Source organism: Candidatus Stoquefichus sp. SB1 (genome assembly GCF_001244545.1).
Lineage (GTDB): Bacteria > Bacillota_I > Bacilli_A > Erysipelotrichales > Coprobacillaceae > Stoquefichus.
In genome coordinates this window covers 784,969-811,910 of record NZ_LN852694.1, presented here as the reverse complement: position 1 = coordinate 811,910, position 26,942 = coordinate 784,969, and the positions used below count along the sequence as shown (strand labels likewise).

At 29.5% G+C, this 26,942-nt stretch carries 33 protein-coding genes, 1 CRISPR repeat array and 1 riboswitch; of the genes, 8 read left to right on the top strand and 25 right to left on the bottom strand.

Annotated features, from left to right (window positions below; translation table 11 throughout):
• Positions 1–89: 89 nt before the first annotated feature.
• From BN1865_RS07650 to BN1865_RS07600, 13 genes are all read right to left on the bottom strand, one after another.
• Complete coding sequence (locus BN1865_RS07650) at positions 90–506, bottom strand: TM2 domain-containing protein (RefSeq protein WP_050636654.1); 417 nt, start codon at positions 504–506, stop codon at positions 90–92.
• A gap of 11 nt (positions 507–517) precedes the next feature.
• Positions 518–1,099, bottom strand: a complete 582-nt coding sequence (locus BN1865_RS07645; protein ID WP_050636653.1) for a xanthine phosphoribosyltransferase — start codon at positions 1,097–1,099, stop codon at positions 518–520.
• An 8-nt stretch (positions 1,100–1,107) separates the two neighbouring features.
• The gene (locus BN1865_RS07640) at positions 1,108–1,626 is read right to left on the bottom strand and encodes a GNAT family N-acetyltransferase (protein WP_050636652.1); all 519 of its coding nucleotides are present in this window, start codon (positions 1,624–1,626) and stop codon (positions 1,108–1,110) included.
• Positions 1,627–1,689: 63 nt separating this feature from the next.
• Positions 1,690–2,049 carry a desulfoferrodoxin family protein gene (locus BN1865_RS07635; RefSeq protein ID WP_050636651.1) on the bottom strand — a complete coding sequence of 120 codons (360 nt, stop codon included), beginning with the start codon at positions 2,047–2,049 and terminating at the stop codon, positions 1,690–1,692.
• A gap of 48 nt (positions 2,050–2,097) precedes the next feature.
• On the bottom strand, positions 2,098–2,463 hold the full coding sequence (locus BN1865_RS07630) for a rhodanese-like domain-containing protein (RefSeq protein ID WP_050636650.1): 366 nt from the start codon (positions 2,461–2,463) through the stop codon (positions 2,098–2,100).
• An 81-nt stretch (positions 2,464–2,544) separates the two neighbouring features.
• Positions 2,545–2,925: a desulfoferrodoxin family protein gene (locus BN1865_RS07625; protein WP_050636649.1), complete on the bottom strand. Its 381-nt coding sequence runs from the start codon at positions 2,923–2,925 to the stop codon at positions 2,545–2,547.
• Positions 2,926–2,999: 74 nt separating this feature from the next.
• Positions 3,000–3,329, bottom strand: a complete 330-nt coding sequence (locus tag BN1865_RS07620; protein WP_050636648.1) for a hypothetical protein — start codon at positions 3,327–3,329, stop codon at positions 3,000–3,002.
• Positions 3,320–3,847: an O-acetyl-ADP-ribose deacetylase gene (locus BN1865_RS07615; RefSeq protein ID WP_050636647.1), complete on the bottom strand. Its 528-nt coding sequence runs from the start codon at positions 3,845–3,847 to the stop codon at positions 3,320–3,322. The genes BN1865_RS07620 and BN1865_RS07615 overlap by 10 nt, the downstream gene beginning before the upstream one ends.
• Before the next feature lie 390 nt (positions 3,848–4,237).
• Complete coding sequence (locus BN1865_RS07610; protein ID WP_050636646.1) at positions 4,238–4,624, bottom strand: hypothetical protein; 387 nt, start codon at positions 4,622–4,624, stop codon at positions 4,238–4,240.
• A gap of 83 nt (positions 4,625–4,707) precedes the next feature.
• Positions 4,708–4,881, bottom strand: coding sequence for a hypothetical protein (locus tag BN1865_RS18375; protein WP_157844106.1), 174 nt, complete (start codon positions 4,879–4,881; stop codon positions 4,708–4,710).
• 331 nt (positions 4,882–5,212) lie between these two features.
• Complete coding sequence (locus BN1865_RS18370; protein WP_157844105.1) at positions 5,213–5,359, bottom strand: hypothetical protein; 147 nt, start codon at positions 5,357–5,359, stop codon at positions 5,213–5,215.
• 412 nt (positions 5,360–5,771) lie between these two features.
• A complete protein-coding gene (locus BN1865_RS07605; RefSeq protein ID WP_050636645.1) occupies positions 5,772–6,692 on the bottom strand; it encodes an HNH endonuclease in 921 nt (306 codons plus the stop codon).
• A gap of 4 nt (positions 6,693–6,696) precedes the next feature.
• Positions 6,697–6,924 carry a helix-turn-helix domain-containing protein gene (locus BN1865_RS07600; protein ID WP_050636644.1) on the bottom strand — a complete coding sequence of 76 codons (228 nt, stop codon included), beginning with the start codon at positions 6,922–6,924 and terminating at the stop codon, positions 6,697–6,699.
• Between the two features lie 132 nt (positions 6,925–7,056).
• Here BN1865_RS07600 and rfbD point away from each other — a divergent pair, with 132 nt between their 5' ends.
• Both rfbD and BN1865_RS07590 read left to right on the top strand, forming a co-directional pair.
• Positions 7,057–7,902, top strand: coding sequence for a dTDP-4-dehydrorhamnose reductase (rfbD, locus tag BN1865_RS07595; protein ID WP_050636643.1), 846 nt, complete (start codon positions 7,057–7,059; stop codon positions 7,900–7,902).
• Positions 7,902–9,173, top strand: a complete 1,272-nt coding sequence (locus BN1865_RS07590; protein ID WP_050636642.1) for a dicarboxylate/amino acid:cation symporter — start codon at positions 7,902–7,904, stop codon at positions 9,171–9,173. The genes rfbD and BN1865_RS07590 overlap by 1 nt, the downstream gene beginning before the upstream one ends.
• Positions 9,174–9,239: 66 nt before the next feature.
• On the opposite strand, the gene BN1865_RS07585 is transcribed toward BN1865_RS07590, so the two are convergent.
• Positions 9,240–9,761, bottom strand: a complete 522-nt coding sequence (locus BN1865_RS07585; protein ID WP_050636641.1) for a YcxB family protein — start codon at positions 9,759–9,761, stop codon at positions 9,240–9,242.
• Between the two features lie 132 nt (positions 9,762–9,893).
• Here BN1865_RS07585 and BN1865_RS07580 point away from each other — a divergent pair, with 132 nt between their 5' ends.
• Positions 9,894–10,850, top strand: a complete 957-nt coding sequence (locus BN1865_RS07580) for an L-lactate dehydrogenase (RefSeq protein ID WP_050636640.1) — start codon at positions 9,894–9,896, stop codon at positions 10,848–10,850.
• Between the two features lie 271 nt (positions 10,851–11,121).
• A CRISPR array of direct repeats spans positions 11,122–12,073; the repeat unit is 30 nt; unit sequence ATTTCAAAACATTATATGTTGATATTAAAC.
• Positions 12,074–12,326: 253 nt separating this feature from the next.
• Here the strand turns inward: BN1865_RS07580 and BN1865_RS07575 are convergent.
• The 4 genes from BN1865_RS07575 to BN1865_RS07560 all read right to left on the bottom strand — a co-directional run bounded on the left by BN1865_RS07575 (position 12,327) and on the right by BN1865_RS07560 (position 14,694).
• Positions 12,327–12,959, bottom strand: a complete 633-nt coding sequence (locus BN1865_RS07575; protein WP_050636639.1) for a lysoplasmalogenase family protein — start codon at positions 12,957–12,959, stop codon at positions 12,327–12,329.
• Between the two features lie 36 nt (positions 12,960–12,995).
• A complete protein-coding gene (locus BN1865_RS07570) occupies positions 12,996–13,688 on the bottom strand; it encodes an LrgB family protein (protein ID WP_050636638.1) in 693 nt (230 codons plus the stop codon).
• Entirely contained in the window at positions 13,681–14,037 is a 357-nt protein-coding gene (locus tag BN1865_RS07565) for a CidA/LrgA family protein (protein WP_050636637.1), read from the bottom strand. The genes BN1865_RS07570 and BN1865_RS07565 overlap by 8 nt, the downstream gene beginning before the upstream one ends.
• Positions 14,038–14,175: 138 nt before the next feature.
• Entirely contained in the window at positions 14,176–14,694 is a 519-nt protein-coding gene (locus BN1865_RS07560) for an EexN family lipoprotein (protein ID WP_050636636.1), read from the bottom strand.
• A gap of 120 nt (positions 14,695–14,814) precedes the next feature.
• On the opposite strand from BN1865_RS07560, the gene BN1865_RS07555 reads away from it, so the two are divergent.
• Entirely contained in the window at positions 14,815–15,378 is a 564-nt protein-coding gene (locus BN1865_RS07555; protein ID WP_050636635.1) for a 3'-5' exonuclease, read from the top strand.
• Positions 15,379–15,410: 32 nt separating this feature from the next.
• Here the strand turns inward: BN1865_RS07555 and BN1865_RS07550 are convergent, their stop codons facing one another.
• The 4 genes from BN1865_RS07550 to BN1865_RS07535 form a co-directional block, all read right to left on the bottom strand.
• Positions 15,411–16,898, bottom strand: coding sequence for a Na+/H+ antiporter NhaC family protein (locus BN1865_RS07550; protein ID WP_050636634.1), 1,488 nt, complete (start codon positions 16,896–16,898; stop codon positions 15,411–15,413).
• An 80-nt stretch (positions 16,899–16,978) separates the two neighbouring features.
• Positions 16,979–17,146, bottom strand: a riboswitch (Lysine riboswitch).
• A gap of 50 nt (positions 17,147–17,196) precedes the next feature.
• A complete protein-coding gene (locus BN1865_RS07545; RefSeq protein ID WP_050636633.1) occupies positions 17,197–17,673 on the bottom strand; it encodes a hypothetical protein in 477 nt (158 codons plus the stop codon).
• A gap of 35 nt (positions 17,674–17,708) precedes the next feature.
• Positions 17,709–17,978: a hypothetical protein gene (locus tag BN1865_RS07540; protein ID WP_198527253.1), complete on the bottom strand. Its 270-nt coding sequence runs from the start codon at positions 17,976–17,978 to the stop codon at positions 17,709–17,711.
• A gap of 69 nt (positions 17,979–18,047) precedes the next feature.
• On the bottom strand, positions 18,048–18,443 hold the full coding sequence (locus tag BN1865_RS07535) for a hypothetical protein (protein WP_050636631.1): 396 nt from the start codon (positions 18,441–18,443) through the stop codon (positions 18,048–18,050).
• A 421-nt stretch (positions 18,444–18,864) separates the two neighbouring features.
• Between BN1865_RS07535 and BN1865_RS07530 the strand changes: the two genes are divergently transcribed.
• Positions 18,865–19,191, top strand: a complete 327-nt coding sequence (locus BN1865_RS07530; RefSeq protein WP_050636630.1) for a MazG nucleotide pyrophosphohydrolase domain-containing protein — start codon at positions 18,865–18,867, stop codon at positions 19,189–19,191.
• Between the two features lie 204 nt (positions 19,192–19,395).
• Positions 19,396–20,070 (top strand): helix-turn-helix domain-containing protein, encoded by a 675-nt coding sequence (locus tag BN1865_RS07525; RefSeq protein WP_050636629.1) that lies wholly within the window; start codon positions 19,396–19,398, stop codon positions 20,068–20,070.
• A 95-nt stretch (positions 20,071–20,165) separates the two neighbouring features.
• Here BN1865_RS07525 and BN1865_RS07520 read toward each other — a convergent pair whose 3' ends face one another.
• Complete coding sequence (locus tag BN1865_RS07520; protein WP_050636628.1) at positions 20,166–20,615, bottom strand: metal-dependent transcriptional regulator; 450 nt, start codon at positions 20,613–20,615, stop codon at positions 20,166–20,168.
• 107 nt (positions 20,616–20,722) lie between these two features.
• Between BN1865_RS07520 and BN1865_RS07515 the strand changes: the two genes are divergently transcribed.
• Complete coding sequence (locus BN1865_RS07515) at positions 20,723–21,001, top strand: FeoA family protein (protein ID WP_050636627.1); 279 nt, start codon at positions 20,723–20,725, stop codon at positions 20,999–21,001.
• Positions 20,961–23,096, top strand: a complete 2,136-nt coding sequence (gene feoB, locus BN1865_RS07510) for a ferrous iron transport protein B (protein ID WP_050636626.1) — start codon at positions 20,961–20,963, stop codon at positions 23,094–23,096. The genes BN1865_RS07515 and feoB overlap by 41 nt, the downstream gene beginning before the upstream one ends.
• A 79-nt stretch (positions 23,097–23,175) precedes the next feature.
• Here the strand turns inward: feoB and BN1865_RS07505 are convergent, their stop codons facing one another.
• Together BN1865_RS07505 and BN1865_RS07500 are read right to left on the bottom strand one after the other, a co-directional pair.
• The gene (locus tag BN1865_RS07505) at positions 23,176–24,216 is read right to left on the bottom strand and encodes a ribonucleotide-diphosphate reductase subunit beta (protein WP_050636625.1); all 1,041 of its coding nucleotides are present in this window, start codon (positions 24,214–24,216) and stop codon (positions 23,176–23,178) included.
• Positions 24,217–24,227: 11 nt separating this feature from the next.
• Complete coding sequence (locus BN1865_RS07500; protein ID WP_050636624.1) at positions 24,228–26,735, bottom strand: ribonucleoside-diphosphate reductase subunit alpha; 2,508 nt, start codon at positions 26,733–26,735, stop codon at positions 24,228–24,230.
• Positions 26,736–26,942: the final 207 nt, after the last annotated feature.

Genomic DNA, 26,942 nt, shown 5'->3' with positions numbered 1-26,942 from the left:
TTTTCACTCATATATGTATACATAAGAATACAATAATCTTATGATTTTATCAATATTTTTTACAGATCATTAAAAAGAAGTTATCACTTCTATTTCAACAATTGATCATCCCCATCTCTATAAATTGTTCCACTGAGCAGTAAAATACCTTCTACAAATCCCCATAAAGAAGCAACTAAACTTGTCAATCCAAATGTTAAAAATCCACCTAAAAATAAACATACCTGAATAAATCCTTTTGAAGAATAGCCAAGATAGAAATTATGAACTCCTAACCCACCTAGAAAAATCCCCAAAATTCCTGCTATCATTCTTGATTTTTGAATAATTGGTTTCTTTATGTTAATAGGTAATTGATAACCACAATGTGAACATATTTGATTTGGATATTCAACAAAAGCGCCACAATTCGGACAAATTTGTCCAGATTGCATTACCTTTTCTCCACAATGTCCACAAAACTGATCATTCTCATTTAATTTTCTTCCACAATTTGAACAATACATTTTATTCCTCTTTACTTTCTAAATGTGATTTCACAAGTTTGATCATTCATACTTTCAATAATTGCTAATGATTCAAGATGATAGCCAAGTTTTCTAATCTTTGATCCACCTTCCTGATAACCTTTTTCAATCACAATTCCAATTCCTTCAACCGTTGCACCAGCTTGTTGCACTAAATCAATCAATCCAATAATGGCACATCCATTGGCTAAAAAATCATCAACGATTAAAACATGATCATCTTGATTTAAATATTGTTTAGATACAACAACATCATTTGTCTTTTGATGTGTATAAGAATCTATACGAGTATGATAAAGTTCATCTGCTATATTAGATGTTTTGGCTTTTTTTGCAAAAACAACTGGAACATCATTAAAATGTTTTGATGTCATGACTGCAACACCTATGCCACTCGCTTCAATTGTTAAAATCTTAGTAATTTTCTTTTCGCTAAATAATCTTTTAAACTCTGCACCCATTTTATCTAAGAATGCAACATCAATTTGATGATTTAAGAAATTATCAACTTTTAAGACATTTCCTTCCTTGACAATTCCTTCTTTTAATATTTTTTCTTCTAACGCTTTCATAATACTCCTTATATTCCTTGATGATAAACAACTCTAAAGATTTGTTTTTTAATTTGATCAAAAGTATAAACATCTATCGCTGTTGGATAACTCATCAACATTAATTCTACTTTTGATACATTTTCTCTTAGTGCAGGTTGTATAAAATGATATGGATTTAATATATAATGATTTCTTTCATAAAAAGCAACGCGTCTTTTGGTAATTGAATTCATTGGCTCTTCAACTTCTAAAACAATTAATTTGTTTGAATAAAGTTTTTGAGCTTCTTCTAAGAAATAACTTCCAATTCCTTGACCTCTTAATGATTCATCAACTGCAAAATTTTCTAAATAAACAAAATCACTTAATTCCCAAACAATCAATGCACCTACAATTTGATTCTCACGTTGATATGAATAAATGACAAATTCGTTATTTTCAAACAATTCTTTCATAGATTCATATGGTCTTAATTCAGCCAAAGGAAATGCTTTTTCAAATAATGCATAAACTTCATCAAAATCTTTGATTGTTATTTTTTCCATATTTTCTCACCTACCTGTGTCTATTTTAACATATTAAAAAGAACATACAAGTGAAAGTATGTTCTAAATAATCTCTTTCCATAACCCATGTAAGTTACAATAACCATAAACTTCTAATGGTTCATCATCTTCAGTTAATTCAAAGGAAACAATAGGCGTCTCTGTATATGATAATAATTTATATTGACCACCTTGTTTTGTTTTTAAGAAAATCATAGAAATATGATGTTCTTCTGTCATAGGGTGCATAATATTCCCTATTTTCACTTTAATCACTTTGCCCTCTTGGGTAATAATAGGTTGATGTTTTGTTTCATCACCCTCATGTTTTTCAATTAATACTCGCATTAATTCTTGACTATCTTGGGCTTCATCATCTAATTGAACAAAGAAATTATCCTTTTCATTTTTATAAAAATGCATTTTATCATCTCCCATATAAGTATGGTTGATTTGTACTGATTTTATTCATTACTTTTCTATATCATATGGCCAATCAAGGATTCCACCAAAATCATATATATGTTCATAACCCAAATTCACTAATTTTTTAGCAGCTTTTGCACTTCTATTCCCACTACGACAATAAACTAATATTGTTTGCTGTTTACTAGGAAGATGAGTATTTCCTTCTTTGATTGTAGATAAAGGAATAAGAAGAGAGTCTTTAATATGGCCTTGCTGATACTCACTTTCTTCTCTAACATCTAAAATAGTCACTTCTTGTGTGTCCATCATTTCTTTAGCTTTTTTTGCCGATATTGTCTCATAGCTTCCTGAATTGGTTGTACAACCAACTAAAAACAAACCTGTTAATAATGTCTTTAAACTTTTCATTCACTCACTCCATTCTTTTTTATTATAACCATTCTTTGCTTTTATATGAAAAAAGGACAAATCTGTCCTTCTTTTTATCAATTAAGCCTCAATCTCTGCTTTCCATAATCCGTGTAAGTTACAATATTCATAAACTTCAATAGTTCCTTTGTAACCACCTATTGCAAAAGTTGCAACTGGTTCATCAGCAGCAGTTAAATCAACTCGCATTACTTTATTTCCTAAAACTGCAAAGATAGCAGTAATGAAGTGTTCCTCAGTCATTGGATGAGCCACTTCTCCAACTTTAGCTGTTAATACATCTCCTTCAATTGATAATACAGGAACATGTTTTTCAGTTGCTGCATCAGTTGTATTGGCAACTAATTCTACCATTGGTTCACCACAACAAACAACAGGTACTCCTTTATCTAATACTTTTTCTACTACATTTCCACAATGCATACATTTGTATAATTTCATATCTTTCATTCCTCCTATTTATTTTACGTCCTTATTTTAACATCTCTATGTTAATGATGCTAATCATATGCACCTTATTTTTTTATTTTATATTTTTTTATGATAACTGCTTCATATATAGCCATCACAACAGCAATTCCTGGCATTATAGTAAGGATACCAATGATCATACATGCCATTGGCTCTGATCCTAAAAAGAAACCTTCAAGTATAAAAATACAACCATAGACAAACATCAGTTTAGCAGTTGCCTGATTATATTTTTTTACATGAGTGAGTTCTGTGGGGAGTGGTGGTTTCCCCTGATTATAAATCGTTATTGGCTTTGTTGATAAACCATAATATAAACCAACACCAAACATCATAATACCAATACTATAAACAACGCCTACTTCTACTGACATCCTAAGTCACCTTTTCCTTTGATAAGCTCTTCATAAACCTGATATGTATAGTCATCGAAACAAACAATTTCTACACATTTAATATATGTATTTTGTTTTTTATAATTTTGAATTGTTTGAATTGCAATCTGTGCTGCTTTGGATATTGGGTAACGATATGCTCCTGTACTTATAGATGGAAAAGCAATATGTTGACATTGATATTCATCAGCTAATGCTAAACATCTCTCATAACAAGATTTTAGTAATTTTGCTTCATCATGCTGTCCATCATAATAAACCGGCCCAACAGTATGAATAATATACTTTGCTGGTAATTGATAGCCTTTGGTTATCTTTGCATCGCCAGTTGCACATCCTCCTAGCAATCGACATTCTTTTAAAAGTTCTGATCCTGCCGCTCTATGAATAGCACCATCAACACCGCCACCTCCTAACAAACTATTATTGGCTGCATTCACAATAGCATCACATCTGATTTGAGTAATGTCTCCTTTTATGATTTTAATATTTATCATGCCATCACCTACTTTACATTAATATTATATTTTTGACTGTATCACCTAATTATTATCATATCTACTTTCTATTTGATTTCATTTTACATACTTTTTAATTTATCATCATCTTATTTCTACAAGCAAATTATACTATAATATTATGTCCAAAACAATGAATTATGGATATAAATAGAACATTAAGAAACAAATAAAAAATATTCCATTAATGCTTCAATAATGTTAAATATTCTAATTTAAAACGGATTATGAAATCAAAAAAGAATAGAATCATCATAAATAATATAAAACGCAAAAAGATACAAAATAGCGAACATCGTATCCGCTTTTTGTATCTAGAAAACTTATAATCAGTTTACTTGTTATGAAAATTTTTCTATATCATAAACACTATTTTAGCAACCTTATATTTTCTCGTGTTAATATAAGTATTGCATTCATTGAATATTCACTTAAAGAAACATACTGAAGGCTAGATTGATTTTGTGTTAAATGATAAAGATATGTATACCAGTCAAAAGCTTCATCATCCATGTAACCATCAATATGTTGATGAGGGGTTGCACATAGTGCAATCACAAATGGAATCTTCTTTTCCATGCATGCTCTTACAATATGTTCAGTTGCATCACACGGTTCTTGTGCAATCACACAATCAAATGAATTCAAATCAAATGTATGATAGTCAAAAACATCTTTTATGCCTTTCCATTTACAAATTTCTAAATTGAGTTTTGGATCAATAGATGTGACATTGTATCCCTCTTCATTCAACAAAGCAGAAAGTCGTGCCTGAGTTCCACAACCTACTTCCAGAATATGATCATTCTTTTGTAGAAATGATATATTCTTAAGATAGTTTAGAAATCCAGCTTGCCTCGAGAAGGCATATTCTCACACCAAAGTATAAAATCAAAATATTCATCTGACTTAGTAGCTTTTGTTGATTCCAAATCTCTTCTAATCAAGTCAAACTGTTGTGGTGAGAGTTGATTAGGATTTTTTTCTTCATACAATTTTAGTTTTTCGTCCATAGTTATCTCCTTTTTATGCCATCGTTATTATTTTATATTTATTATTCTCAATATTTCTTGGGATTGCTAAGTCAATTATAATGATATGAGTATCAATATAAAGAAAAACTAATAATTGCTTGGGAGATTCTTTATAGAGAATACACCTATTTCATTTCTGTAAGCAAATTATACTATATAAAATTGCTTAATGCAATATGGTACATGATTAAATTTTAATGATTTATCTCTATATTAGAATATGTTTCTATCTCATTATCATAAGAGAGGAAGGATTACACAATAAATAGGTAGATTACATAGATATATGATGATTAAAAATTGTTAAAGTTTATGATTGTGTTGATATGAATGTTAAAGTTTTTAAAAACATGTTTAATAAAAGATATAAAACAAAAAAATCAAAACACTGTCCAGATTGATCAATATAATTATATTGAATTTCTACACTTTTCAATGTATTTTGTACTAATTGCATTGTTATTTTCACTCAAGAATGTCTTGTAAATAGAGTAAAAAACTATTTTTATTTGTAACATCATTGTAATTATCTGGTATTCAAATTTATGTTTATCCTCATAATAAAAACACCTATAATCAAGATGTATATTACTACCTTGAAAAACTAGGTGCCCATATTAAACAATTGGATTTATCAGTAAATGTAATAATAATTAACAAAAAATTATGTGGATAAATTCTTCTAGTTACCTAGGTGTACAAAATAATGATTTATTCTATATAAAAACAGAAAATATAAATGTTATAGAATAACTTAAATTCATAGTCATTTAAATTCTCTAGAGCTCTCCTTTTCAAACAATTTTATATGTTATTTAAAAGTTCATGTTTTTTATCAATATTTTTATAAAAAATAATGTATTAAACACTTATTTATACATTTGATTTAATTCTTCTAAAGTAATATCAATTCCAACTGATTTCAGTAATTTTGCACGCATTTCATACAAATCTTTTATTAATCTAAATCTGTCTCGCCCATAATGTATTTCATTATGACAATGACTACATAGTGATATTATATTTTCTTCAATATCCAACGACACATCAAATTGATCAGAATATTCCATTGGAACTAAATGATGTGGTTCAGTATAAAAAATATTTGCATTTTTTCTAATAAATAGTTTATGATTTTTATCAACTTCGCACTTGTATTCTGCATGAGCTAATGCATTTAAAGCTACTTTTTTATCTCGATAATAGATAGTATAGGTATTTTGCTTTACTGCTTCCTTTTTTGCTTTTGGTGTTCCTTGATAACCAGAAAAAGGTTGAATATCAAACGAACCTTCATTTAACTCTTTGTCAATTAAAAGATTGTCTAATTCGATATTAATTTCATTTCTTTTACTATCATTTAATACACATACTCTCTTCTTTTCTAACTCTAAAGGAAAAATCCAAACACTTCTCATTTCTCCTTCAAAATTTTTTTGATTCTCCATAAATGGTTCTGCTGCTAAATGAGCAATACCTCTATAAGTATATTCTTTCTTTTTCAACACTTCAAATAAATGTATTTCAACCCCATTTTTATTTGATTCATAGAGAGTCAAATTCTGATTTCCCTTTAAAACTTGATCACCTTTTTTCCCCATTCCTGTGTAATATAAAATATTATCTTTCCAATTATCTTTATAGAACTTTTTCGTTTGATCAGAAATTAATACTAAAACACCATTTGCCTTAGACCTTCTCATACCACCCATATTTCCACATTTAAAAATTCTCATAATTTCATCATTAGATATAATTTTACCTATTTCAATATTTGGATTAAATATCATACATTCAGTTCTCCTTTAAATAATTTACATCAAAAAAATCAGATATAGAAACATTTAAAGCAATACATATCTTTCTAACATTCTCTATAGATATATTTCTTTTCCCATTTTCTACTTGAGTCATATAAGTCCTATCCACTCCAGCAATATTAGCAAGTTTCTCCTGACTTATTCCTTTTTGTAACCTTAATTCTTTGACTCTTTTTCCAAAAGCTATTTTTATATCTTCCATTTTTATCACCTATTATAAAGATACTTCTTTGTTGACTATAGAACAACGGACTATAAGTCACATACATATATTATTTGTCTTTTATAAATAATTATGTTATCCTAAAAAAGCGTGTTTAAAGGAGGAAATGTTATGTTAAAAGTATGGTTAAATGGATATAGTGGTCAAATCGGTAGTGCAATTGCTAAATTATTAGATCCACTACAATATGAAATATTTGAAACTGATAAAGATGAATTAGACATTACAGATATTGAAAATGTAATGAGCTTTGGTGAAATGAATAGACCAGATATTATTATTAATTGTGCTGGAATGACAGATGTAGAAAAATGTGAAAACAATAAAGAGGAAGCTTTTAGAGTTAATGCAATTGGTGCTAGAAATTTAAGTATTATTGCTGGAAAGATATCTGCAAAACTGGTTCATATTTCTACTGATGATGTTTTTAATGGAACAAAGGAAAAACCATTTGATGAATTTGATGAACCTAATCCAATAAGTGTTTATGGTAAATCAAAACTAGCAGGTGAAAGATATGTTAAAGAATTTACAAAAAAGCATTTTATTATTCGTAGTTCTTGGGTTTATGGTCATGGTGATAATTTTGTTAGCAAAATTATTCAAGCTGCTCAAAACGAAGACATTCTCAAAATAGCAAATGATCAATTTGGGACACCAACAAGTGCAGATGAACTCGCAAAATTTATCATTTATATTATGAATACAAATGAATATGGAACTTATCATATGACTTGTAATGGTGTATGCAGCCGTGAAGAATTTGCTAGAGAAATTCTTCAACAACTTAAAATCAATGCTCAAATTATTCCAGTTACAACAAATCAAGCTGATTTTACAAGTCGTCATCCATCATATACAGTCCTAGATCATTTAATTTTAAGCATATTAAATGATTATCAATTAATAACTTGGCAAGATGCCCTTTCTCATTATCTTAAAAAGGAGGGTCAGTAGTGAAAAAAAGTAAACTTGGTTTAACAACAAAAATATTTATTGGTCTTATTGCTGGTGCTATTTTTGGTATCCTATTAAATTACTTTGTGCCAAATGGATATATTAAAGATGATATTTTGATTAATGGTATTTTATATGTTATTGGACAAGGTTTTATTAGACTTATGCAAATGCTTGTTGTTCCTCTTGTTTTTTGTTCATTAGTATGTGGCAGTATGTCTATTGGTGATACAAAAAAGTTAGGGACAATTGGTGTCAAAACCTTGCTTTTCTATCTTGCAACAACAGCTATTGCAATTAGTGTAGCTTTAGTTATTGCCAATTTCATTAATCCTGGTATGGGATTAGATATGTCATCACTCACAACAACAGTTCAAAATGTAACAACTACAGAATCCACAAGTTTTGCAGATACATTATTAAACATTATTCCTACAAATATTTTTAATGGTTTAGCAAGTGGAACAATGTTACAAATAATATTCTTTGCTTTACTATTAGGTATTATTATTGCAAAATTAGGTGATCGTGTAGAGGTAGTGGGTAATTTCTTTAGTCAGTTTAATGATATTATGATGGAAATGACAATGATCGTTATGAAGGTTGCGCCTATTGGTGTTTTTTGTCTGATTGGAAAAACATTTGCAGGAATAGGTTTTGAAGCATTTATTCCAATGCTTAAATACATGATAGGTGTTTTCTTAGCTCTTGGTGTTCAATGCTTTATTGTTTATTTAGGACTTTTAAAATTATTTACAGGATTGAATCCAATTATCTTTATTAAAAATTTCTTTCCTGTTATGGCATTTGCTTTTTCTACAGCAACATCTAATGCAACTATCCCTCTTTCTATTGACACTCTTGCAAAAAAGATGGGCGTTTCAAAAAGAGTTTCTTCTTTTACAATCCCACTAGGTGCAACTATCAATATGGATGGTACTGCCATTATGCAAGGTGTTGCCGTTGTTTTCGCAGCACAAGCTTATGGTATTCTTTTAACACCAATGGACTATATTACAGTTATTGGAACAGCAACTTTAGCCTCTGTAGGAACAGCTGGTGTTCCAGGTGTTGGTTTGATTACTTTGACTATGGTTTTTAATTCAGTTGGCTTACCAGTTGAAGCAATTGCTCTCATTATGGGAATTGATCGTATCTTGGATATGACAAGAACAGCCGTTAATATCACTGGAGATGCAGTATGTACAACAATTGTTGCAAAACAAAATAATGCAATAAATAAAGATATTTATTATCAGATGACAGAATAGTTTCTCTCTATTATATTTCAAATAAAAAAGCAGCACAAATTAAGTGCTGTTTTCATATACAAATCATTAAATTTGAGGCCATTTTTTTATTTTTGTTTCTTTAGATTTTAGAAAATCAAAAAATTCTTCTGGTTTTATTTTTAAACAATCTTTTCTAATAACTGCAAACTGATTTTTCTTACCAAATAAAGTATATGTATTATTTGTTTCGATAATTCTTTTCATATGTTCATATGGCATTTTATTATCAGTTGCCATATCACAATTACGAATTGTTAAGGCATCATTTCCAAATACTAACGTGTAGACATTTTCATCTTTATTTGTCTCTTTTTGCATTGTTTCCAAAATATTTTTATATTTCTTTTTCGTTAACCAAAAGATTTCACCAAAACAAACAATACATAATGCTGCCAATATGATTCCCATTGGATAATCTTGATTAACAAGATTAAAAATTGATACAACAAGTGCAATGAAGCCTGTTATCATTAACATGTACTGTTGCCATGGAGCAACCATATATTTTTTAATTTCATTTAAAATATCCTGATCAACAATATTATGAGTAACTTGAATACGTTTCATTTCCCTTTTCCCCTTCCATTTCTAACAAAGAAACATTATCCTCTTTATTTATGACATTTATATTAACTTTTTTAAATAAAAGCTAAAACTTCGTTCATAATATAATAAAATGAGAGAATTAAAGGAGAAAAAATGAATATACAAATAAATAAAGTTGTTATTATTGGTGCTGGAAATGTTGGTGTAAGTACAGCATTTTGCTTAATTAATCAAGGAATTTGTGATGAAATCGCCTTAATTGATTTAAATCAAGATAAAGTTTTTGGAGAAGTTTTAGATTTATCTCAAAGTATGGAATATATGAATCGTAACACAACAGTTAAAGTTGGTACTTATGATGATTGTCACGATGCAAGTATTGTCATTATTACAGCAAGTGTTCCAGTGCATAACTCTGGAAATGATCGTTTAAAAATGCTAGAACCAACAAAAAAAGTCATGAAAACAATTGTTACTGAAATCATGAAAAATGGTTTTGATGGACATTTAATTATTGTTTCTAACCCTGTAGATGTAATGACATACTATGCATATAAAATTTCAGGTTTACCAGCCAGACAAGTGATTGGGTCTGGAACCACATTAGACACTGCTCGTTTAAAATATTTTATTGCTCAAAAAATTAATGTTGATCCTCGTAGTGTACATGCTCTTGTGATTGGTGAACATGGAGATAGTGAAATGATTCCTTGGTCAAGTGTTCGTATTGGTGGTAAAGATATTTACAGTGTTGTTAGAGATAATGAAGCACGTATTGGAAAAAATCCTTATGATGAAATGAAGACAGATACTATCAAAGCTGGTTGGGAAATATTCAATCGCAAGGGTAATACATGTTATGGCATAGCTTCAAGTACAGTTGGTATTGTTAAAACAATCTTGCATAATGAAAATAGAATTCTTCCTGTTTCAACTTTGTTACAAGGTGAATATGGTCATGAAGATCTTTATATCAGTGTTCCAACAATTATAGATAGAACTGGTGCTAGAGAAATTGTAGAATTAGATATGACTGATGAAGAACTCAATGAATTTCATCAATCTTGTGAGCATTTAAAATCATTTTATGAGTGTTTAGAGGTTTTTTAATAGCATTTACTTCAACATTTTTACAAACAACCTATACTGATATAAATATGACGGCAACTTGCCGTCTTTTATCATAATTGAAAATATCAAGTATTGATATTAACTTTCTATTCTTGATTTAAAAGTATTTTTAAATTATAAATCTCAAAACAACTCTGTTACTATTAAACTTTTTCACTAGAGTCTATGAAACTCATTGAAATTTAATTTCAAAACAACTCTATTACTATTAAACTCTTTTACTTTCTGTGGATTGTTAGTACATGGCAAAATTTCAAAACATTATATGTTGATATTAAACCATATATACGCCAGTGATTATTGGCTGTGTTGATAAATTTCAAAACATTATATGTTGATATTAAACAAATTAAACGATGGTAGAATTAGTATAATTAGTTGATTTCAAAACATTATATGTTGATATTAAACACAGCATTTTTTGTAATACCATTTTCATTAAAAATATTTCAAAACATTATATGTTGATATTAAACAATTACACGCTGCTTTAAGATCCTCTATCATATTTTATTTCAAAACATTATATGTTGATATTAAAAACCTTGAACAGATGCTACAGTTCCCGATGGGATCCCAATTTCAAAACATTATATGTTGATATTAAACTGGATACTTAGGATTTATTAGGGTTGTTCGTTACCGATTTCAAAACATTATATGTTGATATTAAACATGGGTATCAAGACTTATGGAAATCGAAGATACGGATTTCAAAACATTATATGTTGATATTAAACAAATGGCTCAGTGGTTAAAGTATATTGATCCTGATAAATTTCAAAACATTATATGTTGATATTAAACGGCTAAAGGTACAGGTCAGAGTAAGATGAACCATAATTTCAAAACATTATATGTTGATATTAAACGCCTTGATAAATTAGAACTTTTATATACATGTATTGATTTCAAAACATTATATGTTGATATTAAACACGTAGGACTTATGGCAGTATTTTTAAAAAGGGGAGATTTCAAAACATTATATGTTGATATTAAACACTTATTATCAGTCAATTTTAGAAAATTATGAAAATATTTCAAAACATTATATGTTGATATTAAACAAAAAAGATATTAAAAAGTAATAACTTAGTTAAGCCATTTCAAAACATTATATGTTGATATTAAACCGACGTTCCTTTAGACTATCCTTATGATAATGTTTAATTTCAAAACATTATATGTTGATATTAAACCTAGATAAAATGCGCATTTCCAAAACAATGAATTTGTAATTTAGTTGATGGATTCAATGTTTTTCCAATATTTTACCAGGTGATATTGCTATTTGTAAACAATTATAAAAAACGGAAATTATATTGATATAATCAATACTTTTTAGATTATATTTATTTTTTAGCTGGTAAAAATAATATATCTATAGGATAATTATATTATTTTTTATCATGTATGTAAACGTATTTAAAATAGTTCAAAATCAATTAAATATTAAAATAAAAGACTATAAGCTATAAAGAACATCCCATAATAATACATTATTAAATTCAATATCGTGAGCTTATCTTTAAAACGACAATCATAAAATTTTCCAAACAATAATATAATATCTGAAATAAAATAAAGAATAAATCCTATCATTGCTAGTAAAAACATAGGAGTTGATAATGCGAAATAGACAACAACACTTCTTACCATTGCTAAAGTAATCATAAATGAATAAGCCAAAATTGCTTTCTCATAAGTTTCATAATTCATATTTTGTAAATATGAAAAAGCAATGACAATTACAATAGAAACAACAGGTAAAATAAATTCAATAATAGATAAAGGATAAAAATTCATAAAATAAATAACATAGCAAAAATTTGCAATAAAGAAACATACTAACCCATATATAAAACTTTTTTTATATTGTGTCGCAAGCATAAAATCGCCAGCCAAACATCCCATCAACCCTGGGAAAATTCCTAACAACAAATGAACACGTTGAGTCGTCATTGCACAATAAACTGCAACACCAATAAAAGCCAAACTATTCAGTGTTTTAAAAACAATATAAGATTTCTTTTTGAGTGAAAACAATAACATGATAACAAATACACTGTAGATAACAAAAACCATGATCATCACCCTTTCTTTATCACTATTATATGCTATTTAAAACAAACTTGCTATAAGAGGGGCTAAAATCACTGTAAAAACACCTGCAATAACAATTGATAAACTACTCATTGCCCCTTCAATTTCACCAAATTCAATAGCTTTCGCTGTTCCAATCGCATGAGCACTATTCCCTAATGCTAAACCAATAGCAACTGGATGTTGAATATGAAATATACGAAGAACTGTTTTAGCTATCATCGCTCCAAAAATACCTGTAATAATAACAACTCCTACAGTGATTGTAGAATTACCACCAATTAATTCAGAAACTCCTATTGCAATTGCAGTTGTAATTGATTTTGGTAAAAGTGAAAATAATAATGTATGACTCGCATTTAACAAAAGACACAGAATTGTCACACTTAATATCCCAGCTAAACAGCCACTTAACAAACTCAATAAAATTGCATCTAAATGTTTCATCAAGATTTGACTCTGTTTATATAAAGGAACAGCCAAACAGACAGTTGATGGTGTTAATAAAAATGTAATCATTTGTGCACCTTTATTATATGTATCAAAATCAATATGAAATAAAGACAGTACTGCAATAGATATAATAGCGCTGATTAATAAAGGATTAAAAAGTGGATATGGAAATTTCTTACGAATTTGAACAGCAACCCAATACGATAATAAACTTAAAACAATTCCAAAATACATTGTTTCTATAAAAATCCTATCCATTCTTTTGCTCCTTTCTTTCAATTATCATTTGAGCAACTTTTCCAGTTGTCACCATGACAACAATTGTACTCACGATAAGAACAACACCTATTACAATAATATCCCCCAATAATTCATTGCCTACATTCATTAAACTGACAGCAGAAGGAACAAATAAAACTGGCATAATTAAAATAAGCCAATCAGCAACATCTTCAATATCCTTAAGCTTAATTATTCCAGTAAATAAACAGACTAATAAAATAAGTAAACCATATACACTTGCTGGAACTGGTAAAGGTAATAAACTTAACAATTCACCAAGAAATGATATGATCATAATAATTAAAAATTGATGTATATATTTCATCTTAATCCCCCTCATTACAATTTCAATATTATAGCATTATTCTGAACATATCTATAATGTTTTTATACATTTCTTTTATGTAATAGTTTACATTTTATCATATACAAATATTTGTATAATCCAATAATTAAAAAAGGACTATTTGTCCTTATTATCAACTACTTCGATTTTCATTTTATTTGATTCAAGACCTGTCTCACTTTCTTTAGCTTCTCCTACAAGTACGATATCTTCCGCACACTGTTTGATAAACCAGTCATCAAAAATATAACCAGATGAATAAGCAAAATAATCAATATTATATATTGTAGTATCTTCTTTAAACTGAAAAGTATAAATCTTATCAACCTTTAACTGACTTGCAATCGTTTTATGAACCCGCAACAAGAAAGGCGCACTTTGGAATAACGAAACAGTGAGCGTTCTATAATCATCATCACCTAATTCATAATCTTTACTAATATTATAAAGTTGTAAAGTCAAACGACCACTTATCTTTAAATCAATTTTCCCTGTTTGAATAGTCATTTTTTCAAGTTGTGTTTTCAGTGCATCATTTTGTTTTTTCAAATATTCAATCTCTTTGTTTTCTGAAGAACAGCCACTTAAACCTAAAGATAAGAAAAATATCAGACTTATAAAAATCATTTTTTTCATAAGATAACCCTCCTTATCTTCATTGTAACAAAAAAGCATATAAAATCTAATAAAAAATTGGAAATAAGTTGATTTTCATAACAATATTCGTTTTAATAGAATAAGAAGGAAGTTGATATTATGCAATCAAATGATAGAAGACCTAAAAATCGAGGAAAATATGTAAAAAAGATTGTTGATGATTATTGTGTTCTAGATTTAGAAACAACAGGTTTATCTTGGCAAAGAGATCAAATCATTGAAATAGGAATTATTAAAGTTAGAAATCAAAAAGTCATTGATAAATATGAACAACTTTTAGATCCTCAACGAGAAATTAGTCATTTTATCACACAATTAACCGGTATTGATAATAATATGGTTTTTGGTATGCCTACTTTATATGACATTATGGATGAAGTTATTAATTTTATAAGTGATGATATTATTATTGGTCATAATACAGCCTTTGATTTAAGTTTTATTGCTAATCACTTTGGCATGGATATTGAAAATGAATACATGGACACTTTACAGTTTTCTAGAAAAGTCTATCCCCAGCTCAAGCATCATCGCTTAACTGATATGGTTGAACTTTTAAACCTAACAAATAATGAACATAGATCCTTAGCAGATTGTACAGCGACTTATGAATTGTATGAACATTTAAAAAATATAATTATTCAAAATCACATAAAACTTTAAAACCTATGATTACAAAAAATCATAGGTCTTTTTTATGATGCACGCTTTTTTATAAAAAGAATAATGACTCCTAGAGAAAACAAACCACTTAAAAAAGTTAGCCAAACATTTTGCGTCAAGCCTGCAACAATATAACCAACAACACAGGCACTCCCAACAATCATAGCATAAGGAAGTTGAGTAGAGACATGACCAACATGATGACATTGGGCACCTGCTGATGCCATAATTGTCGTATCTGATATTGGAGAAATATGATCACCACAAACAGCCCCTGCTAAAATAGAAGATATACAAATCACTAGCATCGGATTTCCTTCTGTAAAAATAGCAGTTACAATGGGAATAAGAATCCCAAAAGTTCCCCAAGATGTTCCTGTTGCAAAAGCTAGCCCTGCTCCAATAACAAATAAACATGCTGGTAAAATAGCAACACTTATCTGATACTGTTCTAACATTGTCGAAACAAACAAGCCAGCCTGTAAATGAGTCGAAACAATATCACCTAATGTCCATGCCAATGCTAAGATTGTCATAGCAGGTACCATCATTTTAAATCCTGTTGGTAAACATTCGGCAAATTCATTATAAGAAAGAACATGACGTGGGAGATATAACAAGAAGGTAAAAACCAATGTCAAAAATGAGCCTAATACCAATCCTAAAGAAGCATTGCAATTGGTAAAAGCTTCAATAAAAGAAACGCCTTCAAAGAATCCACCTGTATAAATCATACATGTAATACAACTTACAATTAAGAATAGAACAGGTAAAATCAAATCTAAAACTCTACCCTTATCAGATGTCTCAATATAATTAACATCTTTATATTCTTCATGACCATGATGAACATCACCATTTTGGGCAGACAATTCATATTCTTTCATAGTTCCAATATTCAAATCAAAATGAATAACACATAAGACCATAACAATTGTCAAAAGTGCATAGAGATTAAAAGGAATTGTTTCTAAAAAAAGCGTAAATCCATCACCGCTCGTATAACCACTCACTGCGGCTGCCCAACTTGAAATTGGTGCAATAATACAAATTGGTGCAGCTGTTGAATCAATAATATAAGCCAGTTTTGCACGTGATATTTTCAATTCATCGCATATATTTCGCATGACGCTTCCAACAGTTAAACAATTAAAATAATCATCAACAAAGATCAAAACACCTAATCCAAAAGTTGAAAGCAATGCACCTTTTTTACTTTTGATTCTACGTGTTGCCCATTGACCATAAGCACGACTGCCACCTGCCCTTGTCATTAACGCAACAATTGTTCCCAAGAATACCAAAAATATCAATATTCCAATATTCCATGTATCAGATAAACTTGTAATCATTGTTTCAAAAACGGTTTCAATAGCTGCAAGAGGCTGAAATCCAGTCAATAATAATCCACCTACAAAAATACCAATAAACAATGATATATAGACTTCTTTTGTCTTTAATGCAATCACAATTGCGATAATCGCTGGGATCAAAGCCCAAAATGTTCCAATAAAATTCATATGTCCTCCTTCTTGTGATATAAACGGCAAAAGAAAAAAGCTTTGACTGGCAATCAATCAAAGCATTATAAAATACATTTGCATGAGATAGCCCTCCACATATTGTGACAGTTGATGATATATTCTATCATCCCCCAGCATTTTCACTATTGGTGTCATGAAAACACTTCGGCAAATCACCCTTTTCATAATCACTGTACCAAACATTATGATTATGGACTCTTGATCATTGCACCTCTACCATTTATTCAACTTGTTTTAGTGTACATACAATTTCTAATGATGTCAACATTTATGTTTATATTTTTCTCATTTTAATGTTTTGTGATTGGATTATCTTTTTCTCATCATCAATAAATATAAAATCTTTAAAATTTTCAAACACTAAAATGAAATAAGAACATATACATTCCCAATTTTCAAAATCATTAATAAAATTTTGAATATCTCCATACGGATATAATTCAAAGAGTTCTAAGGAACCACATAAAAAACATATCCAAACATGAAAATGAGTATCTATATCATCAAAAGATTTAACTTCATATTGAATGAGTTGAGAAAAATCTATATACGTACTTGTAAGTGCAGGTAAGTTCTTTAAAAATGTTTTTAATTTTATTATTTCTTCTTTATCAGCAAATTGATAATGTTGATCAAAACATGGTATTTCTCTTAAAATACGTTGCTTTTCATCATTTATTCTTGTTTCAAATAATTTTTGTTTTTGTTGTTCTTGTAATTGTTTCAATCTTTCTTTTCTATCTTCATTCATAACTTTTCTCCCTGCATACCATCATATAATTTCTATTATCTATACCTAAAATAAATAGAATGATCTTCTTCATAAAGAGCAGGAATTTCAATTCCAATAACCTTTCCATCATCACACAAAAACCAATTTTCTGCATTCAATAAATCATCATCAAATTGAGATTCATCAAATCCATCTTCACAAACAATAGCATCAAAAAAATCTCTATATTCACTTGCTATTGGATATTCTATATAGTCTCCACATACTTCAAACATTTCACTATGACAAATATGAATTTGTGCTAATTTATGAGTTTTATACATCAATTCTACCATACCTATCTTTCAATCTCCTATCATTCTTATTTCAAAAATTTTATTTCTCTTCCCAATTTATTGATTATCTTTTTTCACTTTTTCTAAAAATGAAAGACTTTCACTATATTTATGAACACGTTCACCTGTCTCTCCATCAATCCAAGTAAAAGAAGCCGGATAATAATATCTACACATTATTTCATTCAGTCCCATATCTATAAGCAACTGGTTTTCTTTCACAAGTTCAATACTTGCTTTGCCATGATCATTAGTAATGATATATCCGCATACTCCTTTATCTGAGCGAACTGCCCAAATCACATTATACATAGTCGGAACATAATCGATGATATATTCAAATAAATCTATCATTGTCATATCTTGGTTGACAGTTATACTTTTTTCATGAGACATACAATCATCTCCCATACATATACTATCACGATTGATAATCAATTTCTTCGTTTTCATAATTCAATTCCTCTTACAGCCTTTCTATAACAATATCCATTTTATTATTTCATTTTTCAAATGTTCTATAAAACCACATTTTTATAAAAATCACTTTGAAACTTTATGAACTTCTTCAGTTTCAGCAATAACATATACAATATTTAGTTGTTTTTTCAATTCCTATACCCATTATCTATCCCTATTATTTATAAATCAATATTTGATATAGAAATATTGATCAATCACTATCCCTAATAGTCACGAATTCTCATTTCTTATTTTAAATTTTATGATATGATTGTCTATATTTTATCATATTACAAAGAGAAACCAAAATTATTTTAGTATATTAAAGTATTATGACTAAAATAGAAATGACTCTAAAATTCATTAATGATATAATATATTTATCAATTCAAAATTTAAGGAGATTAATAGTATGTCAGATTTTAGTATCAATCAAATGCAGGAAATGCAAAGAAATCTTCAAAATAAGTATAAGGATAAATGGGAACCCATTAATCAAGAAACAGGAAAAAATAAGATGCTTTGGATGATTGGTGAAATAGGTGAAGTTATTGATATTGTCAAAAAACATGGAGATATAAATGCTTCTACTGATATTGAATTAAGAAAAGATCTTGTTGAAGAATTGGCTGATGTTCTTATGTATGATAATGATATATTGTTATGTTATAACATAACTGAAGATGAGTTAAAACAAGCTTATTGTGAGAAATTTCAAAAAAACATGAAATGTTGGTAAATGAGAAGTATAAACAAAAATAATGATAATGCAAAATGGAGCGTTGTCGTATATCCATTTACACAAGGAAAATATAAACTTATGATTGTAAGAAAATATTTATAGACAAAGATGTCTCATTCATAAATACGACATTTTCTCACTTTGTGTCGTGTCAATGAGAATACATAGAGTGTATGATATTAACGAAAGGAGGTATAACACTTGGAACAGAAAAAAATAGGTTTATTCTTGAAAAAACTACGTAAAGAAAATAACCTAACCCAAGAAGTTCTAGCTGAGAAACTCAGTGTATCTAGTAGAACAGTATCGAGATGGGAAACAGGCAATAATATGCCAGATATCAGTATGTTGGTTGAACTATCTGAATTCTATCAGGTGAGCATACCTGAAATTATTGATGGTGAAAGGAAAAGTGAGAAAATGAATCAAGAGACAAGAGATACAGCAGTAAAAATAGCAGAATATAGTGACCATAAGACAAAAATTGAGAAACGACGACTTATAACCTATCTACTAGGAATATTTGGAATCTTTATAATGATTTCTGCTTTTGCAATATTTCCAAATGACAGCAGCTGGGGAAGTATTTATGCAATCATTGGTGGATTGATTTTAGTTATTAGCGTTTATTTTGGAACTCAACATCTATTGATGAAAAGAAGATTACGTATTTTGACTATTATTGGATGTATAATTATACTATTTGGTCTATTTACTATTACAGATTATATTGCAGTTTCACAATTTCATCAGGTTCCTAGATTTAGTTATTGTAAATCTTATGGCGAAAATATCATTGAACACAAAACATTATTTTATACAGTCATTCAAAAAAATCCAGGCACTAAGAATGAACAAATTGAGATAGTAAAATAAATTTCATGTTTCATTCTCATATAATGGACACCTAGGAAGGTGTCTTTTTTATCATGTACGTATATGTTTTATATCATAAAAATAGATATTTAAAATCATAAATCATTTTGATAATGAGGATCATTTTCAAGCAACTGAGTTAGCTTTTCTATTTCTAAGATTGTTTTCTTATCCATAAAATGTTCTATCTTTTCAACTTGTTCCAATTCATCATCTGAATGATTAAGAACACATAAAAAACGATGAAGAATTTCATGACGATACAACAAATACTCCCCTTCTAATATACCTTTATCAGTTAAAGCAATATCCCCATATTTTTCAAAATCAACATATCCAAACTGTTTGAGTCTTTGAACAATCTTTGTAGTTGAAGAAGGTTGAACGTTTAAATGACGAGATAAATCGCCTATTCTAATTTTTTGTTGTTGATGATAAAGTCTGTAAATCATTTCTAAATAATCTTCCATTGCAGGAGTGAGTTCCTGTCTAGAAGTCATACGATAGCCCGTAAAAGTATGAAAATCACTAGGTTCTTTGCTCATTTTTTCAGTCCTTTCTCTATTTCAATCACCAATTGAAAGAAATAGTCATACATTGAATTAGGATAAAAAGTTTCCTTATCCTAAAATATGTTAAAAAGGATGATTTTATGAATTTAAATAATTTGCCTATAGGTGCAAAAGCAAAGGTTAAAACGCTAACTGCAACAGACAATATGCGTCGTCGCCTTCTTGATATTGGTCTCATTAATGGAACTGTTGTTGAATGTTTAGGACGTAGTCCACAAGGTGATCCCTCAGCGTACTTTATACGTGGAGCAGTTATTGCGATTAGAAGTGAAGATTGCCAAGATATCGTTATAGAAAATATAATGGAGGCTGATAAGGTTGAAGGAAGATATCCAATCAAATCAACTCAAAAATGTTGAATTAGAAATTATAAAACAATCTCCTGATGCAAAAGTGATTGCTTTAGCAGGAAATCCTAATGTTGGAAAAAGTACAGTTTTTAATAATTTAACAGGTATGAATCAGCATACTGGTAACTGGCCAGGAAAAACTGTTAGTAATGCTCAAGGATATTGCTCAACTGAAAAACATGCTTATGTTATGGTCGATATCCCTGGCACGTATTCTTTAATGGCACATTCTGCGGAAGAAGAAGTTGCTCGTAATTTCATTTGTTTTGGACATCCAGATTTAACGGTTGTTGTTTGTGATGCCACATGTTTAGAAAGAAATTTAAATCTTGTTTTACAGACGATTGAAATTTCTCCCCAAACTATTGTTTGCGTGAATTTAATGGATGAAGCCATTCGTAAAAATATTCATATCAATTTACCTTTGCTGTCTCAAAAATTAGGTGTCCCTGTGATAAGTACAGTAGCACGTCAGAAAAAATCTTTAGACCGTTTCTTGAAATGTCTTGATGATACTGTTGATTCAAAAGAGCATCATGAACACATTTCTATCACATACCCAAACCTTTTAGAAAAAGCTATTGCATTGATTCAACCACTTCTAGAAGAAAAATTACAGGGGCAATTAAACAGTCGTTGGTTAAGTTTAAAATTATTAGAACAAGACCCTTCTTTATTAATTGAAATAGATAAACATTTAGGCAGTGACTTCTTAAAACAAGATGATCTTGCTTTAGCAATAGAAAAAGCGCAGCTTCTCTTACAAAAACATCATATTGATACTACAGAAATTAAAGATCAAATTGTCTCATCACTTGTCCACGTCGCTGAAGATATATGTCAAGATGTTGTCACATATGAAGATGCCTCTTACAATCAAAAAGATCGCAAAATCGACCATATTCTAACCAGTCGCTTTACAGGTTATCCAATTATGCTTGCCTTACTTGCTATTATATTCTGGATTACCATGACTGGTGCCAATTATCCATCTCAATTCTTATCTGATATTCTCTTTTATATCCAAGATAGACTCACTGATTTCTTTATGTATATTCATGCACCTGCATGGTTACATGGTGTATTGGTGCTTGGAATTTATAGAGTACTTGCCTGGGTAGTTTCTGTCATGTTACCTCCAATGGCAATCTTCTTTCCACTCTTTACCCTTCTTGAAGATGTTGGTTATCTTCCACGTATTGCATATAATCTTGATAAACCATTTAAATGCTGTCATGCGTGTGGAAAACAAGCTCTCACAATGTGTATGGGATTTGGCTGTAATGCTGCGGGTGTCATAGGTTGTCGTATTATTGACTCACCTCGTGAACGATTACTTGCGATTATTACTAACAACTTTGTTCCATGTAATGGTCGTTTTCCAACTTTAATTGCAATTATTACTATGTTTTTTGTAAGTTCAGCAGGACTTTTCTCTTCTGTTTTATCAGCTATCTTTTTGACTGGAATTATTCTGCTTGGTATTGTCATGACTTTTATTGTTACAAAGTATCTTTCTAAAACATTACTCAAAGGGATTCCTTCTTCATTCACTTTAGAATTACCACCTTATCGTAAACCTCAAATTGGGAAAATCATTGTCAGATCAATCTTTGATCGTACGCTATTTGTTTTAGGAAGAGCAGTTGTCGTTGCAATTCCAGCTGGTCTTATTATCTGGCTGATGGCGAATATCATGATTGGTGATATGAGCTTACTGAATCACTGTGCGGAGTTCCTAGATCCTTTTGCTAAGTTATTAGGATTAGATGGGGTTATTTTGATTGCTTTCATTTTAGGTTTACCAGCTAATGAAATTGTACTCCCTATCATTATTATGGCTTATCTTTCTCAAGGAACAATTCTTGATATGAGTAATCTTTTTGAACTGAAATCTTTGCTTGTTCAAAATGGCTGGACATGGATTACTGCTATTAGTACGATGTTATTCTCATTAATACACTGGCCTTGTTCAACGACTTTAATAACTATCAAAAAAGAAACTGGTAGTTGGAAATGGTCAATCATTTCATTTCTTGTTCCGACAGTCATTGGTATAGTTGTTTGTTTCTTATTTGCTCAAATTGCTTATTTATTTGTATAAATAAGCACAATAAAAAAGATATATCTTTCAATATATCTTCATCAATTGCATTATAACAATTGTTATGATGCTTTTTATTTTATAAATCATCTTCTAATGCACTTGATTTTGCATATGCACTAGAACGTGCTTCAAAGAAATCTGTTTTGATATCATTCGCATTGCTGTAAATACTTACCCATTTCATAGATTCAGGTTCTTCCATATAACCTTCAAACAATGGCTCAAAGTGAATCGATTGTGCACGGAAATTACCTAGATAATGAATATAATCACTCACCATGTTCATTGTCAATCCCTCAATACGATCACCAATCACATACTTAGCCCAGGCAATTTCTTCTTCTACACCACGTTTCATCATACTTCTATACACTTCTATTTTATCAGGTGTAAAAAGATCGGGTTCTTCTTTTTGAAGTTCTAAAATCATATTTCTAAATAACCAAAGATGTGTATTTTCATCTCTATTAATATAGCGGATTTCTTGTGCAGATCCTGGCATCTTTCCCATTCTTCCTAAATTATAAAAGAACATAAATCCTGAATAAAAGTATATTCCTTCTAATATATAATTAGCAATAATTGTCTTCATAAAATGAAAACTGTCTCTATGTTCTAAAAAGGCATTATATTGTTCACCAATGAATTCATTTCTTTTTAATAAATGTTCATCATATTTCCATTGATATAAGATTTCATCTCTTTGAACTGGTGAACAAATCGAATCTAACATATAGCTATAACTTTGTGAATGAACAGCTTCTTGAAAGGCTTGAATCGTTAAACATAAATTAATTTCATTGGCAGTAATATATTCACCAACATTAGGGAGATTCGCTGTTTGCAGTGAATCTAAAAAGACAAGGAAAGAAAGAATCTTATCATAAGCTGTTTTTTCAGATTCATTCAATAAACGATAATCTTTAATATCCTGAGTCAGATTAATTTCTTCTGGAATCCAAAAGTTATTCATTGCCTGACGATACCAGTCACTTACCCAACTGTATTTCATATTATTAAAATCATTAAGATTTGTTGTATTTCCATTAATCATACGACGTTTTCTCACATCTGTATCACCAGATGCATTAAACAATGCTTTACGCTTTAATTCCATTTTCATTCCTCCTAAGCACTACAAGATTCACATTCTTCTACTTCTAAAGATTGACTACGCACATAATAAAGTGTTTTGACACCTTTTTCCCATGCTAAAATATACAAATCCAGAAGTTTTCTAAATGTAAATTCATTTGTTATATAAAGATTAACTGATTGTGATTGATCAATATGTCTTTGTCTGATTCCTGCTGCTTTGATAACCCACTTTTGATCAATATGATGAGCATTCTTATATAACCAAAATGTCTTCATATTTAAGTCAGGAGCAACTCTTGTAATCATGCTTCCCTTTTTTTCTTCCATAAAAAACTTCTTCATAATTGGATCAACAGCAGCAGTTGTTCCCGCAATAATAGATGTTGAACTGGTTGGAGCAATGGCTAATAAATAACCATTTCTTAAACCATGTTCATGAATATCCTTTTGTAATGATTGCCAAACATCACTTTGATAGTTTCTTTTTTGGAAATATGCTCCTGTATCAAAATCACTCTCTTGAAAGAATTCATAACTTCCTTTTTCTTTTGCTAACTCACATGAAGCTTCTAAAGCATAATAATTGATTTTTTCATATAATTGATCAACAAATTGTAAATGTTCATCACTTTCAAAAGTCATTCCTAACTTCACTAACATATGGTGATATCCACTTGTCCCTAGTCCTACTGGACGATATTTTTGATTGGTGATTTTTGCATAAGGAACAGGATAATAATTCAAATCAATAACATTATCCAATGCTCTCATCACAACATGAATAATATGTCTTAATTCTTCATCATTTGTCACATCAATATGTCCTAAAGTCAGTGATGCTAAATTACATACAACAAAATCTCCAGGTTTGGTTTTCTCAACAACAATTGTTTCACCATTCACTTTTAATTCTTCATGAGGCAAAATTTCCATAGCACTCATATTTTGAGCAATTTCACTACACAAATTACTACAATAAATCATTCCTTTATGCGCATTAGGATTCATACGATTGACATGATCACGATTAAATGCAAAAGGTGTTCCTGTTTCTACCAAAGATTTAATAATCAATCGCACAATATCTTTAACAGACATCACACGTTTAGAAATACGTTCATCTTCTACGCATTCATAATATTTTCTTTCCCATTCCTCACCATAACTGTCTTCAAGATAATAGCCTTTGATTTCATGAATTTCATGAGGACACATCATATACCATGATGCATCTAAATCACACTTTGCCAGTTTCCAAAATAAATCAGGGTAACAAACAGCTGGAAAGATGTCATGTGCTTTCATACGATCATCACCATTATTTGTACGAATCTGTAAAAATTCAGGTAAATCTCTATGCCACGCATCTAAATAAACAGCTGCAGCACCTTGACGGACACCTAACTGATCAACCGCTGTTGCTGTATCATTGACTAACCTTAACCAACGAATCACACCTCCAGCTGCCCCTTTAAATCCTCTAATACTGCTGCCATTTGCACGAACCTTTCCAAAATAAAGTCCCATTCCTCCACCATGTTTAGAAACTTGTGCAAAATTATCTAGGCTCTTATAAATACCAGCTAACGAATCGTCAACAGTATCAATAAAACATGAACTCATTTGATGGAATGGTTTTCTGGCATTAGACATTGTAGGGGTTGCCATAGTCACTTTTAATGTACTTAAAATATCATAAATCTCTTTTGCCCATTTCACATTATCTTCTTCCTGCATTGCTAAATGCATTGCTATCCCCATAAACATTTCTTGAGGTTTTTCTAAGATATCTCTATTTCTATCTTGAATTAAATAACGTTTCATAATTAACTCTAAACCACTGTATGTAAAGATTTCATTACGTTCATCTTTCATATATGCTTCTAATTCTTGAACTTGTGCAAATGAATAATGCTCTAAAATATAATCACCATAATAATTCTCTCTTGTTAAATAAACCAACTTCTCATAAAAAGAATGAATATCCATCATTATCATTTTTTCATCAATTCTTTGATGAATATCATAAGTTAAAAATCTTGCTGATATCTTTTCCCATTCAGGGGCATCTTTACTGATTAATTCAACACTTGCTTTCATTAACATCTTTAAAGCATCATGCTGATTCATACCCTCTTTATAAAATGTTTTTAACTTTACCAATAATAACTGTAAAGAATACTCTTCCTGCGGATAATCATGTTGAATCTTTGTCAAAATAGGTTCGATATTTTCATCATTTAACATCATAACAAGATTTTCAATAATAACTCTATGTTCATGATGTCTTTGTCGATAAAGAATATAAGCCTTAGCAACCTGTAAATAACCATGAACCATTAAAGCTTCTTCAACTTTATCTTGAATATATTCAACACTGGTTTTTTCCTGAATCTGACTTTCAACATCATTTAAAATATCCTCTAAATGAGATTGATCAATTGTTTCATCTAAATTCTTAAATGCCTTTAAGATAGCATTTTTGATTTTATGTCTATCATAGTCTTGATAAAGACCATTTCTTTTTTGTATTAACATTTCTTCCACATCCTTTATTGCATTCTAACATATCTTAAAAAGAGTCTTCCACTCATATGCTTGAAATAAACACAGATGTCTTAAAATGCACAAGCAATGGCTTTTTCAAGAAAATGGAATTGATGTTATAAAGAACAAGTTCCTAACTGTGATACTCTAAGTTATAAACTTCAAAAAATTAAGACATCATTATATATTTTATAAAAA

What these genes read in the sequence shown, in the direction of transcription:
- BN1865_RS07555 (WP_050636635.1), top strand. Translation starts at nt 14,815, where the DNA reads ATGCAATCAAATGATAGAAGACCTAAAAATCGAGGAAAATATGTAAAA.
- BN1865_RS07600 (WP_050636644.1), bottom strand. Translation starts at nt 6,924, where the DNA reads ATGGAAGATATAAAAATAGCTTTTGGAAAAAGAGTCAAAGAATTAAGG.
- rfbD (WP_050636643.1), top strand. Translation starts at nt 7,057, where the DNA reads ATGTTAAAAGTATGGTTAAATGGATATAGTGGTCAAATCGGTAGTGCA.
- BN1865_RS07580 (WP_050636640.1), top strand. Translation starts at nt 9,894, where the DNA reads ATGAATATACAAATAAATAAAGTTGTTATTATTGGTGCTGGAAATGTT.
- BN1865_RS07630 (WP_050636650.1), bottom strand. Translation starts at nt 2,463, where the DNA reads ATGAAAAGTTTAAAGACATTATTAACAGGTTTGTTTTTAGTTGGTTGT.
- BN1865_RS07635 (WP_050636651.1), bottom strand. Translation starts at nt 2,049, where the DNA reads ATGCATTTTTATAAAAATGAAAAGGATAATTTCTTTGTTCAATTAGAT.
- BN1865_RS07565 (WP_050636637.1), bottom strand. Translation starts at nt 14,037, where the DNA reads ATGAAATATATACATCAATTTTTAATTATTATGATCATATCATTTCTT.
- BN1865_RS07550 (WP_050636634.1), bottom strand. Translation starts at nt 16,898, where the DNA reads ATGAATTTTATTGGAACATTTTGGGCTTTGATCCCAGCGATTATCGCA.
- BN1865_RS07625 (WP_050636649.1), bottom strand. Translation starts at nt 2,925, where the DNA reads ATGAAATTATACAAATGTATGCATTGTGGAAATGTAGTAGAAAAAGTA.
- BN1865_RS07605 (WP_050636645.1), bottom strand. Translation starts at nt 6,692, where the DNA reads ATGATATTTAATCCAAATATTGAAATAGGTAAAATTATATCTAATGAT.
- BN1865_RS07505 (WP_050636625.1), bottom strand. Translation starts at nt 24,216, where the DNA reads ATGGAATTAAAGCGTAAAGCATTGTTTAATGCATCTGGTGATACAGAT.
- BN1865_RS07585 (WP_050636641.1), bottom strand. Translation starts at nt 9,761, where the DNA reads ATGAAACGTATTCAAGTTACTCATAATATTGTTGATCAGGATATTTTA.
- BN1865_RS07640 (WP_050636652.1), bottom strand. Translation starts at nt 1,626, where the DNA reads ATGGAAAAAATAACAATCAAAGATTTTGATGAAGTTTATGCATTATTT.
- BN1865_RS07545 (WP_050636633.1), bottom strand. Translation starts at nt 17,673, where the DNA reads ATGAATGAAGATAGAAAAGAAAGATTGAAACAATTACAAGAACAACAA.
- BN1865_RS07520 (WP_050636628.1), bottom strand. Translation starts at nt 20,615, where the DNA reads ATGAGCAAAGAACCTAGTGATTTTCATACTTTTACGGGCTATCGTATG.
- BN1865_RS07535 (WP_050636631.1), bottom strand. Translation starts at nt 18,443, where the DNA reads ATGAAAACGAAGAAATTGATTATCAATCGTGATAGTATATGTATGGGA.
- BN1865_RS18370 (WP_157844105.1), bottom strand. Translation starts at nt 5,359, where the DNA reads ATGCAATTAGTACAAAATACATTGAAAAGTGTAGAAATTCAATATAAT.
- BN1865_RS07615 (WP_050636647.1), bottom strand. Translation starts at nt 3,847, where the DNA reads ATGATAAATATTAAAATCATAAAAGGAGACATTACTCAAATCAGATGT.
- BN1865_RS07650 (WP_050636654.1), bottom strand. Translation starts at nt 506, where the DNA reads ATGTATTGTTCAAATTGTGGAAGAAAATTAAATGAGAATGATCAGTTT.
- BN1865_RS07530 (WP_050636630.1), top strand. Translation starts at nt 18,865, where the DNA reads ATGTCAGATTTTAGTATCAATCAAATGCAGGAAATGCAAAGAAATCTT.
- BN1865_RS07620 (WP_050636648.1), bottom strand. Translation starts at nt 3,329, where the DNA reads ATGTCAGTAGAAGTAGGCGTTGTTTATAGTATTGGTATTATGATGTTT.
- BN1865_RS07560 (WP_050636636.1), bottom strand. Translation starts at nt 14,694, where the DNA reads ATGAAAAAAATGATTTTTATAAGTCTGATATTTTTCTTATCTTTAGGT.
- BN1865_RS07645 (WP_050636653.1), bottom strand. Translation starts at nt 1,099, where the DNA reads ATGAAAGCGTTAGAAGAAAAAATATTAAAAGAAGGAATTGTCAAGGAA.
- BN1865_RS07515 (WP_050636627.1), top strand. Translation starts at nt 20,723, where the DNA reads ATGAATTTAAATAATTTGCCTATAGGTGCAAAAGCAAAGGTTAAAACG.
- BN1865_RS07570 (WP_050636638.1), bottom strand. Translation starts at nt 13,688, where the DNA reads ATGGATAGGATTTTTATAGAAACAATGTATTTTGGAATTGTTTTAAGT.
- BN1865_RS07500 (WP_050636624.1), bottom strand. Translation starts at nt 26,735, where the DNA reads ATGTTAATACAAAAAAGAAATGGTCTTTATCAAGACTATGATAGACAT.
- BN1865_RS07540 (WP_198527253.1), bottom strand. Translation starts at nt 17,978, where the DNA reads ATGTATAAAACTCATAAATTAGCACAAATTCATATTTGTCATAGTGAA.
- BN1865_RS18375 (WP_157844106.1), bottom strand. Translation starts at nt 4,881, where the DNA reads ATGGACGAAAAACTAAAATTGTATGAAGAAAAAAATCCTAATCAACTC.
- BN1865_RS07575 (WP_050636639.1), bottom strand. Translation starts at nt 12,959, where the DNA reads ATGGTTTTTGTTATCTACAGTGTATTTGTTATCATGTTATTGTTTTCA.